The 15,718-nt window shown below is 38.8% G+C and carries 13 protein-coding genes; 7 read left to right on the top strand and 6 right to left on the bottom strand.

The annotated features are described in order from the left end of the window. The first annotated feature begins 334 nt into the window (after positions 1–334). Positions 335–1,204, top strand: a complete 870-nt coding sequence (locus FR932_RS08680; protein WP_019441136.1) for an MYG1 family protein — start codon at positions 335–337, stop codon at positions 1,202–1,204. Between the two features lie 92 nt (positions 1,205–1,296). Here FR932_RS08680 and FR932_RS08675 read toward each other — a convergent pair whose 3' ends face one another. Next, positions 1,297–2,400 (bottom strand): DSD1 family PLP-dependent enzyme, encoded by a 1,104-nt coding sequence (locus FR932_RS08675; RefSeq protein WP_019441135.1) that lies wholly within the window; start codon positions 2,398–2,400, stop codon positions 1,297–1,299. Between the two features lie 176 nt (positions 2,401–2,576). On the opposite strand from FR932_RS08675, the gene FR932_RS08670 reads away from it, so the two are divergent. After that, positions 2,577–3,212: an HAD-IA family hydrolase gene (locus tag FR932_RS08670; protein WP_240532389.1), complete on the top strand. Its 636-nt coding sequence runs from the start codon at positions 2,577–2,579 to the stop codon at positions 3,210–3,212. A 34-nt stretch (positions 3,213–3,246) separates the two neighbouring features. On the opposite strand, the gene FR932_RS08665 is transcribed toward FR932_RS08670, so the two are convergent. The 3 genes from FR932_RS08665 to FR932_RS08655 all read right to left on the bottom strand — a co-directional run bounded on the left by FR932_RS08665 (position 3,247) and on the right by FR932_RS08655 (position 7,066). Further along, positions 3,247–3,972, bottom strand: coding sequence for a sulfite exporter TauE/SafE family protein (locus tag FR932_RS08665; protein WP_019441133.1), 726 nt, complete (start codon positions 3,970–3,972; stop codon positions 3,247–3,249). 52 nt (positions 3,973–4,024) lie between these two features. Then, a complete protein-coding gene (locus FR932_RS08660; protein ID WP_019441132.1) occupies positions 4,025–5,065 on the bottom strand; it encodes an acyltransferase in 1,041 nt (346 codons plus the stop codon). A gap of 264 nt (positions 5,066–5,329) precedes the next feature. Further along, positions 5,330–7,066 (bottom strand): sensor domain-containing diguanylate cyclase, encoded by a 1,737-nt coding sequence (locus FR932_RS08655; protein WP_019441131.1) that lies wholly within the window; start codon positions 7,064–7,066, stop codon positions 5,330–5,332. Between the two features lie 326 nt (positions 7,067–7,392). On the opposite strand from FR932_RS08655, the gene FR932_RS08650 reads away from it, so the two are divergent. The 3 genes from FR932_RS08650 (at position 7,393) to FR932_RS08640 (ending at position 9,308) form a co-directional block, all read left to right on the top strand. Then, on the top strand, positions 7,393–7,989 hold the full coding sequence (locus FR932_RS08650) for a GNAT family N-acetyltransferase (protein WP_019441130.1): 597 nt from the start codon (positions 7,393–7,395) through the stop codon (positions 7,987–7,989). A gap of 189 nt (positions 7,990–8,178) precedes the next feature. Beyond that, the gene (gene efpL, locus FR932_RS08645; protein ID WP_019441129.1) at positions 8,179–8,751 is read left to right on the top strand and encodes an elongation factor P-like protein EfpL; all 573 of its coding nucleotides are present in this window, start codon (positions 8,179–8,181) and stop codon (positions 8,749–8,751) included. A gap of 170 nt (positions 8,752–8,921) precedes the next feature. Beyond that, entirely contained in the window at positions 8,922–9,308 is a 387-nt protein-coding gene (locus FR932_RS08640) for a hypothetical protein (RefSeq protein ID WP_019441128.1), read from the top strand. 34 nt (positions 9,309–9,342) lie between these two features. On the opposite strand, the gene FR932_RS08635 is transcribed toward FR932_RS08640, so the two are convergent. Both FR932_RS08635 and FR932_RS08630 read right to left on the bottom strand, forming a co-directional pair. Then, complete coding sequence (locus FR932_RS08635) at positions 9,343–10,098, bottom strand: hypothetical protein (RefSeq protein ID WP_019441127.1); 756 nt, start codon at positions 10,096–10,098, stop codon at positions 9,343–9,345. Positions 10,099–10,352: 254 nt separating this feature from the next. Continuing rightward, a complete protein-coding gene (locus FR932_RS08630; RefSeq protein WP_019441126.1) occupies positions 10,353–12,017 on the bottom strand; it encodes a GGDEF domain-containing protein in 1,665 nt (554 codons plus the stop codon). Between the two features lie 542 nt (positions 12,018–12,559). Between FR932_RS08630 and FR932_RS08625 the strand changes: the two genes are divergently transcribed. Together FR932_RS08625 and FR932_RS08620 are read left to right on the top strand one after the other, a co-directional pair. Beyond that, positions 12,560–13,948 (top strand): SLC13 family permease, encoded by a 1,389-nt coding sequence (locus tag FR932_RS08625; protein WP_019441125.1) that lies wholly within the window; start codon positions 12,560–12,562, stop codon positions 13,946–13,948. A gap of 290 nt (positions 13,949–14,238) precedes the next feature. Next, positions 14,239–15,711 carry a diguanylate cyclase gene (locus FR932_RS08620; protein ID WP_019441124.1) on the top strand — a complete coding sequence of 491 codons (1,473 nt, stop codon included), beginning with the start codon at positions 14,239–14,241 and terminating at the stop codon, positions 15,709–15,711. The last annotated feature ends 7 nt before the right edge of the window (positions 15,712–15,718 follow it).

Here is a 15,718-nt window from a genome sequence, read left to right as displayed (position 1 = left end):
CATGAATTAGCGCCTAAAATCTTAATAACCGGAAAGTAAGTTAGTCCCTACAAACCTATAAATGCTGTAACAATAATGCTCTACTAAATAGATAATGGAAATTGTAGTATTTATTTTACTAAGTTTAGTATTTTAACCCCGGTACGTAATCTCTTGATGAGGAACTTGTTTTATCGATGGTTTATACAAGTTACATACCTTTCTTATACTTTTTTATACATGGATTTATGCATTATTTGATGTATTACTGATACTTCAGTTATTAAAAATCAGCTACTTTTGTTCGCTGTCTTCGTATAGAATCGACATATTATTTCTAAAATGACACAAAACAATGAATGACATAACGATAGCAACGCACAACGGTAAATTTCATGCAGATGATGTTTTTAGTATCGCTGCACTTAAGCACATTTTTCCGGCTTTTAATCTTGTCCGTACGCGTGATTTAGAAGTTATTGGTCAAGCTGATATTGTGATCGATGTCGGTGGTAAATATGATCCTGATACCGGTCGTTTTGATCATCATCAACGTGGTGGTGCTGGTCAGCGTGAAAACGGCATTCCTTTTTCTTCATTTGGTTTGATTTGGCAGAAATATGGCTTGGAATTATGTCAAGGCAATCAAGAAATAGCCGATGCTGTTGACGCTGGTTTAGTGTCTACGATTGACGCGGTTGATTGTGGCTATGTTGAAGGTGTCGCTCAAGGTATTAGCCTTAGCCAGACTATTTCAATGTTCAATCCTACTTGGGAAGAAGATAGCGACCTGGATGCATGCTTTGATGAAGCTGTTGCCTTTGCATCACGTCTATTAACTCGATTCATAGCATCTGCTGCTGGCGGTATTAATGCGAAAGACATCGTGGCTCAAGCGATTGAGAATGCTGCTGATCCAAAAGTGATTGTATTAGCGCAATACACACCATGGAAAACATCGGTATTAAACTTAGCACCAGAAGCGTTATTTATGGTTTACCCATCTCAGTCAGGAAAATGGACTATTCAAGCTGTGCCTGTTGAGTTAGGTTCATTTGAAGACCGTAAATCACTGCCAAAACCATGGGCTGGTTTGTCTGAGCAAGCGTTTAAAGACGAAACAGGGCTTGATGATGCGCTGTTCTGCCACAATGGTTTGTTTATTGCTGGTGCAGAATCGTTTGAAAGCATAATGAAAATGGCTGCGATGGCGATGGAAGCATAAGCTTTATAGAAGTAGCTTGCTGTAAGCACTGCCGCATAATGTAGACGTTAGATTCAGCCTGTGATGAATATCAAGGCTGAATCAATTAATCGCTATGCCAGTTTCCCACGTAATGCGATATCCCAAACCGCGACAACAATATCATCTTCAACCACATAGAACTTGTCATGTAAGTTAATGGTAGGGTCACAGTGCGGTACGATCATTTCAATAACAGCACCGACACTCGGTAAGCTATCTCCTGATACTTTGCCGTGCTCGTCACCAAAATAATGCCATTCATAGTTAAGGTTTTCATGGCTTATTATTTGTGGATGAGTAGCTTCTTTATATAATGCTTTGGTGCCAGCATCGACCGTGACATGCGTACTATGGTTTGCACTGATAACGCTGGTGAGTAACGTCATTGCAGGTTGGAAATGGCCAGCGCTATTACTGACACTATATTCAATATCGAAATATTCCTTATCCATCACCGTGTATGAACCTGGCTGTATTTCGGTTACAGAGGTTATATCACTGTCGATTTCATAGGTGCCAGTACCCGAGCCTGATTGGATCAGATTAATTAGCCCAGTTGCCTGTTCTATGTCTTGTTTTAGTTTTCCGGCTTTATTCAATAGCGCTGCTGAAGCTTGTTGTCTTTCGTCATGTCCAAGAATGTGTTGGAAATGCCCTGCGTAGCATTGAATACCTTTTAGCGTTGTTTGGTTATGCTGGTGGACTGCAATGGCTAAGTCAAACGCAGTATCAAAAGATGCGCCAGTACGGCCGATACCCGCGTCAATATCAACGAGAAGGTTAATACTCAGGTTAAGCTCGTTACCTAATTCATCTAACTGCGCTAGGTTCGCTTTAGAATCAACGACGATCATTGTTTCTGGTGCTAATTTTAAGATCTTAGCCAAGGTGGCCAATTTATGTTTGGTGACAATCGGCGAGGTGATAAGCAGGTGACGAATCTTAGCTTTGGCAAGTTCATAGGCTTCAACTGGCTTGGTAATGGATATGCCTATGCTACCCGCATCAAGTTGCAGCTGACATATCTCTACACACTTATGCGTTTTGGCATGTGGACGTACATGTTTCGATTTTGATACTGCAAATTTTTGCATCATCTCGATGTTATTAATCAGCTTGCTCTTATCGATAACTAGACACGGCGTATCTAACTCTAATTTATGTTTTCCAATCACTGTTTATCCCTTGTTATCACGGTTTTAGCTTTTAGGCATTCTACTATGAAAGTGATTGGTATTAGATTTTATTTTATATTCGAGACTAAAATTAACGATAGGTATTTATACTTTTTCACATGATGATAAGTAAAATAGTAACTGATAAGTAAATTCGGTACGTTAAATAAGGGGATATGATGGAACAATGTTTGCTATTTGATTGTGACGGTACGCTAGTGGACAGCGAAAAGCTGTGTAACTTGGGCATTGTGATTAAATTTGATGAGCTGGGTATCAAACTAGATGCAGAACAGCTGATGATGAAGTACCGTGGTTGGGAACTCGCGGCTGTATTTGAACAATTGTCTGCAGAGTTCGGTGTGACATTACCGAGTGACTTCGTTGCCGAATACCGCTCTGTCGTCGCAGGGCTATTTGATTCAGAGTTACAACCAATCGCAGGAATTAAAGCCGCGTTAGATTTACTTCCAGGGCCTAAAGCTGTGGTGTCGAATGGACCAGCAGACAAAATAAAACAAGCACTCGCGTTGTGTGGTTTAACTCACTATTTTGGTTCTAATATCTACAGCGCGTACGATATTGGTATTTGGAAACCAGATCCTGCCATTTATACCTTTGCTGCAAAAGACATGGGTTTTGATAGTAAAGATTGCATCGTTATTGAGGATGGTTTGGTTGGTGTTGAAGCGGGCTATAAAGCCGGTATGCAGACATTGTTTTATAATCGTTTTAATCAAACATGCGCCTTTCCATCCGTTATTACGTTCAATACGATGGATGAGCTACCAGAGCTGATAAATAGTCAGTGATTCATAGTATTCAGTGATTAATAGTATTCAGTGATTAATAGTATTCAGTGATCACTGCTGCAATCATCTTTATAGCGAGCAGACTCAGTAATAGCTTGATGATGAATAATAAGTGGTCATTGCTTGCAAGACTACGTAACTTGGTGCCCACGAATGAACCAATAATTGAACCTAGTACCATATAAATCAGTAAACTTAGGTGTTCAAAGAACGAAAATCCGATGAAACCAAAGACTAAAATTTTCGCCACATGGCTAATGCTCATGAACATCGAGCTGGTGGCGATGATCTGATTTTTGCAAGTGAGCTCTTTGGTTAATACACTCGTTGCTATTGGTCCTGTAGCCCCCACGATAAGGCCTAAACCTGTTTGCAATAAGCCAATGATATAATAGTTCTCATATCGTTTGATGAAGCTCGAAAAGCGCGAACTCCATAGGTTCAACAGGATATAGAGGCCAATGGCCACTGGGATATAAGTACTCGGTATATTCGCCAGTAATAGGCCAAATAATACGATGCCGAGTAAAGAGCCAACAAGGAACTTCGGCAGCAGCGACCATTGTACGTCAGTAATGGAAAACAGCATGCGAGATGAATTACTCGCTAACTGGGTAATACCATGGATAGGAATGATGGTACTCGGGTGCAAATATAATGGGAGTAGGGCGATTAATAACATACCGCCACCAAATCCCAACACACCTGCGATAATTGAGGTAAGGAACGACGCTATACCTAAAATATATTCAATTGGCAAACGTTCATTCCTTATCAACAAGTATCGCTATATCGCTTAAGCTCTAAGTGATTTAGGGAACGAGGCGGTTAATCACCGGGATTTTAACTAGCATCATGGTACACATTAGCGAGAGCACTAGCGTGATGACAGTGATGAGCGGGATCGCCAACCAGTTACTGCCAAAGGCGCTATAAAAACCGTTTTCTAGTTCTCGTACCGGAATTAATAGTAATGGATGTAGTAGGTAAATCCCTAAGCTGTATTTTGACACAACCAAGACAAAGGCTCTTAACTTACCTTGGATCTTATCGGCATAAGTCTGTGCTAATACAAACAGCATGCCGCCAATTAATACAGTATTCAGGGTTTTATAACCCATAAATAAACTGCTGTATTTACCTGTGTCTACTGCTAACTGCCAAGTACCGAAGAAATTAAATACTAGCATGCTAACACCTGCAATTACCCAAGATTTTAACTGTGGGCGATTGTCTCGATTAAACAGATACCAACCTAGAATTAAATAACCAGTATACAGAATCAAGTTTTCTTGCAAAAAGCTGTCGACCTTCAACCATTTCATCGAAAATAGTACCATCCAAGTGACGATGAGTAGTTTGATTAACTCTGGTGTCGCTTTTTTTAATAATGGAATCAGAAAAGGGATCACAAAATACAAGGGAATGAAGTCATAGAAGAACCACAAATGATACCAAACGGGATCATTCGGCGCGCTCGAGAGTATGTTCATGGTTTCGTTAGCAGACCAGGTGCCAGTGATTAAGTCATTAACAAAAAAACCACCGATGACAGCATAAATTAATGTCCAACCGATGAAGGGAACCGCGACTTTGGATAGGCGTTTAACTAAATACTCTTCACAGTTAAAGGCGCGTTCGGTAGATACTAATAAAGCACCCGTGATCATCATAAATACAGGCACAGCCCAGCGCGTAACGCTATTAATACCACTTGCCGCTAGCCAATCAGCGTTGGTAATATCACCATATAAAAAGCGAAATGGGCCCAATACGTGAATCGCTATCACAGCAAAAGCCGCAATAAATCGAAGAAAGTCGATATAAAAGATAGACGGCCGTGCTTGACCCATAAATAAATTCCTTATTAAATTAACTGGCAGTCGCGTTGTAATGCTTTAACCATCATCTCGACATGTTAATACTATGTAATGTAGACATACTAGAGAAATAGGCTTGTGTCGTCTACTGATGATTTGAGGTGAGATAATGTGAGTGGCGAATATTAGCAGGGAACTAGCGCTGGCATGTGTGTAATGGGAGCGAGGCTCTTAGCGAAGCAGAGAGTTATAAATCGGAGATATAAGGGCCCGAAGGCCCTATAGTGAAGTGCCTAATTAAATATCAATAACGTGCGTTTCTAAATCGTTATCATTTTTTGTGATTAACTTTTCAGTTGGTGTGACCGTCTCTAGGTCTAATTCATCGCCCATGATGATTAAGTCGCTGTAGTGACAAGATTGATTACGACCACGTTCTTTCGCTTCATATAATGCAATGTCTGAAAGTTTGGTTAACTCGTCTTTTTGCATGCCGTTAATTGGATACGTTGAAATACCAATGGATACGCTCAGTTTACCTAACGATAAATCTTTCATTGCAAGATGTAATTGATTGATTGATTTACATAAACCATTTGCAACTTGTCTTGCCGCTTCGATACCTGTTTCAGGTAAAATAATGATGAACTCCTCACCACCCAAACGACAGATTGTATCTTCACCGCGCATAGATTCAATAAGTAGAGAACCGATGGTTTTAAGTACATAATCACCCGCATCATGGCCATAATTGTCATTGAACAACTTGAAGTGATCTAAATCAAGCATTAACAATGACAGCTCTTGTTTGTTACGTTTTGCTCTCATTAACTCTTGATTAATTGTTTCTTCATAGTAGCGACGGTTATAAAGACCAGTTAATGGGTCGCTAATTGCCTGTTCACGTAGTTTCTCTTGAATGTTCAAGTTAGCAAGGGCCAAACCTAAATGTTCAGCTACAGTAAACGCTAATTGTTGTGTCTCATCGGTTAGCTCTTTATCACCAGAGAAGAGATGCATCATACCTATGGTATTACCATGTGCGACAAGTGGAATACACAGTGTCTGGCTTGCTTCAGGGCTATCTGTTTGTACCTCTGCCATGTGCGAACACGGTAGTGTGGTGTATTTATCATTAGCGAGGTGGAATTTACCTTTACGCAATGCCCAGCACTCTTCAGGTGCATAAGTTTTACTACCTGGCCAAGCACCGCCCCAGTCTAGTTTCACTAATAGCTGATTTCGAGACGAACGTATCAGCGATACAACACCATTTACATCGCCTAAGATACGCGGAATGATATCTTCGACAATCATTTGTGCTTCATCAATTGAATTACAAGCCGCTAGCATATTCGTCAGGCGACGTAATAATTCAATTTCTAAAGTACGTTGTTCAATCAAGCTTTCTTGCTGATCTTTTTCATGCTGTACTTGTTGATTCATCAACTTGCTACTGAGTAAGGTCGATGCTGTCACCAAGCCTAAACTAATGGTCATTAGCAATGCCAAAATCGCCATTAATTCATCGGCCATTGATTCGATACGCGTTAGCGGCGTAGCAACTCGCAGGATGTAGTTTTCACCTTTATAAGAGAAGGCATTTGCTGAGTAAAGTAAATCTTTAAAGCGACTGGTACTAAAGCGGGTCGTTGTACCATGGCCATTATTTTTAGCATCGACGATTTCTTTACGATTAAGGTGATTTTCAATGTCCATGACTTCAGCTAATGAAATATCACTGTCCGCTAAAACAGTACCATCAAATGCCACTAAGGTGATGTGATTCTGACGACTTAGCTCGATGTCGGTTTTGATGTAAATATCGAGTTTTTCAAGATCGTTAAAAGGCAAGTCTGATGCCTGCAGTTTATGGGTTATGCGCGTAATTTCATTTGCTAAACCCGCCTCTATTTTTTCTTCTATCCAATTTGATAGCGTTAAATTGAAGATAAATAACCCGATGATTGTAGAAATCAACATGCTGACAATTGGGAAGTACATCCATTTTTTACTTATTACATTTCTTTTCATTATATAACCTAGAAGAGCGAGCCAAGTTTAACTATTATTTGAACTGGTTATAGCACTTTAAGTTAATGCCTTCACGATGTAAATGGCATTTTAAGTACGCCAAAATACTGAAACTAAATCCATAAATAATGATATAGATTAATACTGAAAAAGTATTTCTATATATCGGCGTTTTTATAAAATGCTAGGTATATTAATTAGATGGCTAGTGTTAATGTATGTGGGTACCTATTTGGGGATAATTTGTATCTCGGGTTTATTCGTAGCTTGTATTACCTTATTTATAAGGTGAATCGCTAGTGGAACAATTGCAGGGAATATTGAATATGGATAATGATACTTGGTTAGAAGAAACCAAACTTGTGGGTTGTCACGTGACGCTCATTCCGCTGCAGCGTAAGCATGCCGACGCACTTATTCACGCTGCATCCGATGGTAACCTTTGGGAGTTATGGTTTACCAGCGTACCGAGTAAAAACACGATTAATGGTTACATTGAAAAGGCGCTTAACGATCATTCGTTAGGCAAAGCATTACCTTTTACTGTGGTTGATAACACCACGGGTGACATCATAGGCTCCACTCGGTTATGTGAAATGACACCGGAAAATGACCGCGTTGAAATTGGTTATACTTGGTATGCTAAGCGTTATCAAAAAACAGGTGTGAATACAGAATGTAAATATCTATTGTTGCAGCATGCGTTTGAAACGCTAAATGTGATCGCGACAGAACTAAGAACTCATTGGCATAACCATATCTCACGTGCTGCAATTGCGCGTTTAGGGGCAAAGCAAGATGGGGTATTGCGTAATCATAAAAAAGATAAAGATGGCTTTTACCGTGATACCGTTGTGTTTTCAATTATCGATCATGAATGGCCGATGGTGAAGCATAGTCTAAGTTATAAGATGGATCGTTAATACTCACATAAATTCAGTTTAAGCCCTGAGTAAGAGCGACTTAGGACCTGTAGAAGAAGATATCTGTTTAGTAATACAATAAAGTTGATAAAAATGGTGAAGAAGTCGGCGCTTCCTTGTTGTAACACTTGGTCTGATTTGGCCTTTATGCTATTTTCTATACACAATTTATAATTAGGAATACCTAAAATGCCAAAGGCAAGTGACGTTAAAAAGAATACCGCTGTTGAATATAATAACGGCGTATACATCATCCGTGATATCGAACGTTCAGTTCCACAAGGCCGTGCTGGTGGCAGTATCTACCGTATGCGTATGTACGATGTAGTGACTGGTTCAAAAATCGATGAAGTATTCAAAGATAGTGACAACCTTAACCTAGCTGATCTTGCGCGTAACCAAGTGATGTTCTCTTATGCTGACGGTGATGAATATGTATTCATGGATACAGAAGATTACACGCCGTATAGCTTAGATAAAGCAACAATTGCTGATGAATTGTTATTCATCACAGAAGACACTCAAGGTCTTCAAGTATTAATTGTTGATGACAAGCCTGTTTCTATCGAACTGCCTTCTGCTGTTGAAATGGTTATTGTTGAAACTGACCCTTCAATCAAAGGTGCTTCTGCAAGTGCACGTACTAAGCCTGCCATCTTGTCTACTGGTTTAACTATCCAAGTGCCAGAATACATTGCAAGTGGCGAAAAAGTTAAAATTAACACGACTGATCATAAATTCATGAGCCGTGCAGATAAATAATAGCTTCGCCTATTAGTGAAAAAGGCCCGTTATCTTAATCAGATGGCGGGCTTTTTTGTTTTTATTACCCATAGCAATTTTGTAGGAAGCATTATTTACTGCTAGGCTCTTAATGGCTTGCTTAAGATCTGATTAGGCACTTCATGTAATAATGATGCGAGGTAAATGTTATGGTTCGTAATTTTACAATTTTCTTATTGGCTTTTGGTTTGATTGCCGCATGTGACAGTAGTGATAAGGCGGCAGAGCAAAAAAGTACAGCAGAGCAGGGGTATGGGGATGCTAAAGTCGCTGCTGGCGAGATGCTAGATGCTGCACATTCCGCGACAGCTGACGCGGTAGATAGTACAGTTGATAATACGAAAGAAATAGCAAACAATGCCAAGGATGCATCTGCTGAAGCCTGGGAGAGTACGAAAACGGCAACCTCAGATACAATAGACTCCGTTTCAGATAGCGCCACGGATGCTTACAATAATACAGCTGCTGATGCCGATTCTGCAATGGATGAGGCGGATAAAAAAGCGCAGGAATCGTTAGATAAACTATCGAATTAGCGATACCGCATGCTTAACCAGGAGTATGTCATATTCAACGCTGCTTTTGATCGAATAACGTATCGAGCGTTGAAGTAGCTTCTGGTTGTTCGAGTTGTTCAAGTCGCTTATTTTTAGCTTCAAGTTCGGCTAATTGGTAAGTGGATTTATTCAATAATATAATCATTTGTTCGTGTTTTTCAATTAAGAACTCATCTTTTATATCAACGGCTTCCATTAACGCGATATTATCATTTAGCATTTTGATACTGATGTGATAGCTTTCCCGTTCAAAAAACACTGTCGCTTTAATCAAGCAATTGCTGATACGTAATTTTAAGCGTATTTTTTCTAACTTTGCTTCTTCTGCATTGCAGTCTTCTAAAGAGATATTGTTATTATTTAATTCACTACGCAGTATTATTTTCAAACTTGAAATACTGCGAGCTAAATCAATGGCAATACGTTCATCAGCAGGCTCGACAAATGGACCTGTCGCGGAAGTCACTTTTGCTGTAGATATAAGATTATAATGTTGGCTTATGTGTAGTTTAATTTTTTCTTGTTTCGGTTCAACAGCTAAAATAGCTTTCAGCGATGAAATAATACGTTCGTGCAATAAGATGATAAGGCGGGAATTGAAAGCAAGCGATGTCGCACATTTTAACACCATTTCAGTCTCGGCGATACGCTTGTAGTGTTGAGCTAAAACTTGACGTTTTTTGGTTGATATCATTTTCTTTGTTTGTCTGATAATTGCAAAAACAATCATTGAGAAAACAAATAGTAGAATCCCCATTTCCATTAACATTAAATTCAAACCATCTATCCTTTATTCATTTAACCGGAAATTATAATGCAGGGTATGCTTGGCGATACACAAGGTCGTAATTATTACACAGAATAATTAGAGTTTTAACACTTATTATGGAATTATTCTTACTTCATCAAAATGTTATTACCTTATGTAAATGTTCGACACCATAAGAAGAAAATATAATCAACGCGGCATTTCAATTTTCACTAAAACACGTAATCGTCATAGTGATACAAAGAAATATCTATCTAAGCTGTGTCAGCAAGTACTTCGGTTATATGAGACCAATAACAAACGCGATTTCGGCTATTTTTCTTGGCAAAATACAAGGCTTTATCTGCACAGGCAATGGTGCCTTCATGTTGACTTTGCTGGACTACAAAACGAGACGTCGAGTCTAAATTGCCTTGAAATTGCGCGACACCAAATGAACAGGTTATCGTCACGATATCGTTATTTTGTGCTATAAAAGTACATTGTTGGATCTTTTTGCGTAAGCGTTCAGCTAAAACACCAGAAGCATATTCATCAGTATTGGGTAAGAGTAAGATAAATTCCTCGCCACCATAACGCGCGCAAGTATCTATATCTCGAACGCCGTCAGCTAAAATACTTGCCACTTTTTTAATCACTTCATCACCAAATTCATGGCCATAAGTGTCATTGGTTTGTTTGAAATTATCAATGTCAATCATGACAATACTGAATTTTCCACCATAGCGCAGTGAGCGCTCTGTTTCGTGTTTGTAACATTTCGCAAATTTACGACGATTATATATGCCGCTTAACGGATCGGTATTCACTGCAGCCTTCAATTGACGTGTTAACAACCGTTGCTCTTTTATTTCCAGACGGAGCTTGTGGTGTAAACGAAAATAAAGACCAATTATACAGGCGGCAATGATAAAAAATAGCAGCAGAAATCGTAATCGCCACTGGAATTGTTGAATACTTTTATCTTCTGTTGATGTCAGGAATCCATCCATTGCAGCAAGGTCATAATTTTGTTCGCTGAACTCGATGATTGATTTTGCCATTGCGTTAATGCGTGATGGATTAATGTGACCTAATTCGACTAGATCGTTACGCATTATTGTTGACATCATTTTCGCTTCATAACGTAGGGCATCAACGGATTTGGTGGTCGGGTATTTAGCTAAGATGAGGTTAATGATTTCATCAGGGTTTGCTAATGCGTATTGCCAACCTCGTATTGACGCGCGTTGAAAGCGTTCGACTAAACGATAATTCGTAGAGATCAGCTGTTCACTGGTGAATAGAAAATCACTGTAGAAGTTAATCCCGTATGCTTGTGGATCCATGATGTTGTAGTCGATGCCCATTTTACTGAGCGTATAAGGTTGATTGGTTAAGTAGCTCGTTATCATATCAACCTTGCCTGTAATGAGCGGTTCGAGTTCAAAGTCAGATTTTTTTATTATCGTCAGCTGTTCTGCCAAGGGGCTGTCTTGCATGTCTAGCATAGCTAATAAATGGGACTCGAGTTGACCACTATTTGTTGCAATGATTTTATTTTTTAGCGCTGAAGGATTATGAATGTTACTGCTTTTTAAGCTTAGCAACACCTCCGGTGAGTATTGGAATAAGGCTGATATCGCGACAACGGGTTTGCCTTGCAAACGTGCCTGAATAAGTTCGCTATTACTTATCGAAAAATCAGTTCGGCCACTGATTACTTCGTCAATATTATCTTTTTGGGCTGAGCCTGCGCGTATATTAACTTTGATATCTTCATCTTGATAATAGCCTTTTTCAATTGCGGCGTAGTAACCTGCGAATTGAAATTGATGATTCCATCTCAGATCAAAATTTACAGTATCAAGTGCGTGTACAGGATAAGAACTGAGTATTGTGATAAAGATCGCGAATTGGCGAAATAAAGATAAACTCATTATAAGTGACAGTCTTCCATTAAAATAAATATGAATTAAATATACAGCTAAACTAACACTTTATGGCTGTTTCATCAACGTAGGCAAACAGTTTCAGGGACCTTTAATATATACAATATGTTTTATTACAATCACTTAATAACATTAGTTATTTGAATGGTTTCTTGGGCTATAAAGTACATTATGGTTGGCGTGGTTAGTATTATTGCAGGATGGTTTATTATTATGGCTCTGGTCATTAAGCCGCTAGTTTCTCGTTCTTAAGTCCGACATCGACGTTTTACCCAGGGCTTAAGCTAATCAATAATTGATACCGTGATTGTGCTTGTTGCTTATGTTGAATATTTGTTTTTCACTTGCTGTGCATTGGTTAAAAAATAGCAATAACCATGTAAAATGTGAGTGAACTCGCTTTATTGAATATTTCTCGCCTTTTAGTTCTTATTATTAACATTGTTAATAACCATTTCATGACAGCACGTGTAAAAATAACACTATTGGAGTACTTATAAATATATGTTTTACACGAGAATGGAGCTCACATGAACAAAAATGAAAGTTTACCGCTACCAACAAATACAATGGAGTGGTTAACAAATAAAAACAGTATTATTGTTATATTAGACGTCATTTTATTTGCTTTGTTATACAATTTTTTACCGTTTGAAAAAGACGTAGTCCTGGGGCTAAGTATTTTGAGTTTTATCGCTATATTGTGGTTAACGGAGGCATTACATGTCAGCATCACGGCTATTATAGTGCCTATACTTGCCGTGGTATTTGGAATCTTTAATACTCAGACGGCGCTGAATAATTTTTCTAATCCGATTATATTTTTGTTCTTAGGGGGGTTTGCGTTAGCTGCTGCATTGCATCGACAAGAACTCGATAAAGCCATTGCTGATAAAGTACTGGTATTAGCAAAAGGTCGTATGGATGTCGCTGTATTTATGCTATTTGGTGTAACAGCAGGCCTGTCGATGTGGATCAGTAATACCGCAACAACGGCGATGATGTTACCACTCGTATTGGGCGTACTGAATAAAGTCAATACCAAGACCGGGCACAACACATATGTGTTTGTACTATTGGGTATCGCTTATTGCGCGAGTATTGGTGGTATTGCCACTATTGTAGGAAGCCCGCCAAATGCGATCGCTGCTGCGCAGTTAGATTTGAGTTTTACTGAATGGATGACTTATGGTGTACCAATTACACTGCTATTATTACCGATTACCGTCGGCGTGCTATATGTTTTACTGAAACCAAACCTCAATGAAATTTTTGAATTAGATCATCAACCAATTGCATGGGATAAAGGTAAAGTTGTTACTTTAGCTATCTTTGCATTAACTGTATTTTTATGGATATTCAGTAAACCGATTAACGCGATGCTCGGTGGTTTTTCTAAGTTCGATACCTTGGTCGCACTAATGGCGATTGTGTTGGTCGGTGTTGCACGTGTGGTTAATTGGAAAGATATTGAAAAAACCACTGACTGGGGTGTATTGCTGTTATTTGGTGGTGGTATTTGTTTAAGCAATATCTTGAAAGCAACGGGCACAAGTGTATTCTTAGCTGAAAGCTTAAGTGATGTGTTATCACAAGCTGGCATGTTGATTATTATTCTGACGGTGGTTGCATTTGTTGTTATGTTGACGGAATTTGCGAGTAATACAGCAAGTGCTGCGTTGTTAATTCCGGTATTCGCAGGTGTCGCTGAAGCGTTGGGGATGTCGCCTATTATTCTCTCGGCGTTAATTGCGATCGCTGCATCTTGCGCCTTTATGCTGCCTGTTGCTACGCCACCGAATGCGATTGTATTTAGTACTGGGCATATTAAGCAGTCTGAAATGATGCGTGTGGGTATTTACCTTAATCTTATTTGTATCTTTGCATTATCGCTTGTTGCTTGGCTATTCTGGGCATAACTATTTTGTTACAAGCTGATTACCATTGATAGACGTTAATAACGTGTTATTTATGCTTTAGTAAACAATGAAAAGGTCGCTTAATAGCGGCCTTTTTTGTTTTTATTTTCTTGGGAATTACTAGTATTGCATATAATGTGATGTTCAGCTGATTATATGATATTTAATGCTAATATGATGCTAGCTATGTCTTAACAATATAGTTGATATCATCGTAATGTGATGTTTAACATTGATATTATACTAAATATAAATTGTCATGTTATAGTTAAATTGGATACGGGTGGCCCTTGAAAATTAGAATTGCTGTTTATCTTGCCGTTATTATTAGTGTTATTATCACGTATCAGATAAATCGTTCTGAAGTTAAACAGTTCGATAAATTTCAACAATCATTTCAAGTATTAGAAAGGCACTTCGGCGAGTTGGTCTACCAGCTTCAAGCTATCCAATATGGCTTATCACAATTAACGCTCTCGCATTCGACCGAAAATAAAACGGCACTAAATTTTGAGTTAACCGAAGCTGACACCTGTTATACATCCAAATACCGCAGCAGTAGCCAAATGTACGACTTCGAGAATGATTTTTTGGTGGTGAGTGGTAAACCTGGTTGTGCAAAGGATACCGGTTTACATCATAAAATTACCGAGGCGATTAAGATCACACCTATGATGACATTCTTAGCTGGTAGAACAGATCACGTGAATAGTCTTTATTTTATTTCACAGCATAAATTCGTCATTGTATCGCCAAAAATTAATGCGTTATTGATTAATCCGCTGAACTTTGAAAAAACCCTGTTTAAACGTCCTTATATGCGTAAAGTGTTAAATACCAGCACGGAGGGGATGAGTAACAAGGTCTTTATTTCAGGTCCTTATGATGACTTATACGCAAACAATCAAATAATGACTTTTTCCATTGCTATTTATATGGATGGCCGTTTCTATGGAGTACTTAATAGTGATATTTTATGGCATGAAATATTGTCGGTTATAGACTCGGACTTTTACCTCATTAATGATTCCAAGCCCGCATCTAACTTGGGTATACTTAGTGAGCCGCTAAGCTTTGATGGCAATATTACCAATTTACGTATGGTAATGCCGAATTCAATCAGTGACCAAATGACTTACTTATTTAAGAATAGCATTACCGATATCGCGTTTTATTTTGTGGCCATTGTGATTGCAGCTTGGGTGTTATATACGTTGAAATTACGTTTTGTGTCGAAGGTATTGGCGTCTGAGTCATGCCATGATCCTTTGACTGGACTGTTAAACCGTCGTGGTTTTATGGCAGAACTCGAAAATATTCAACATCACCGGTTTTACTCTTTTATGATCATCGATTTAGATAATTTTAAGCATGTGAATGATACTTATGGGCACCCTATCGGTGATGAAGTGCTGATCCGAGTGACGACCGTTATTAAACAGCAAATTCGTGAAAATGACATATTATTACGCCTTGGCGGTGAAGAATTCGGCTTGCTAATTGCATATAACAAAGATAATAAACAGATTGATGTGTTTGAACGCATCTGTGAAAGCGTTGCTAATGTCCCGCATTATAGTGACGACACCGAGTTTCACGTGACTATGTCTGGTGGTGTGGTTACTACGTCTTCGATTGAGCAAATTAAATCAATAAAAAGTGTCATTAAACAAGCCGATGAACGTTTATATGCGGCTAAAATCGCGGGTAAGAATCGTATACTTTATGCAGATTTAAGCAATAATGAACCACTCAATATGTAGTTAACAA

The sequence above is a fragment of the Moritella marina ATCC 15381 genome (assembly GCF_008931805.1).
Classification (GTDB): Bacteria; Pseudomonadota; Gammaproteobacteria; order Enterobacterales; family Moritellaceae; genus Moritella; species Moritella marina.
This window is presented reverse-complemented; position numbering and strand designations above follow the sequence as displayed.

Excerpts from the sequence above, each read along its gene's own strand:
- FR932_RS08680 (WP_019441136.1), top strand. The coding sequence starts at position 335 with ATGAATGACATAACGATAGCAACGCACAACGGTAAATTTCATGCAGAT.
- FR932_RS08670 (WP_240532389.1), top strand. The coding sequence starts at position 2,577 with ATGATGGAACAATGTTTGCTATTTGATTGTGACGGTACGCTAGTGGAC.
- FR932_RS08660 (WP_019441132.1), bottom strand. The coding sequence starts at position 5,065 with ATGGGTCAAGCACGGCCGTCTATCTTTTATATCGACTTTCTTCGATTT.
- FR932_RS08655 (WP_019441131.1), bottom strand. The coding sequence starts at position 7,066 with ATGAAAAGAAATGTAATAAGTAAAAAATGGATGTACTTCCCAATTGTC.
- FR932_RS08650 (WP_019441130.1), top strand. The coding sequence starts at position 7,393 with ATGGATAATGATACTTGGTTAGAAGAAACCAAACTTGTGGGTTGTCAC.
- efpL (WP_019441129.1), top strand. The coding sequence starts at position 8,179 with ATGCCAAAGGCAAGTGACGTTAAAAAGAATACCGCTGTTGAATATAAT.
- FR932_RS08640 (WP_019441128.1), top strand. The coding sequence starts at position 8,922 with ATGGTTCGTAATTTTACAATTTTCTTATTGGCTTTTGGTTTGATTGCC.
- FR932_RS08635 (WP_019441127.1), bottom strand. The coding sequence starts at position 10,098 with ATGTTAATGGAAATGGGGATTCTACTATTTGTTTTCTCAATGATTGTT.
- FR932_RS08630 (WP_019441126.1), bottom strand. The coding sequence starts at position 12,017 with ATGAGTTTATCTTTATTTCGCCAATTCGCGATCTTTATCACAATACTC.
- FR932_RS08625 (WP_019441125.1), top strand. The coding sequence starts at position 12,560 with ATGAACAAAAATGAAAGTTTACCGCTACCAACAAATACAATGGAGTGG.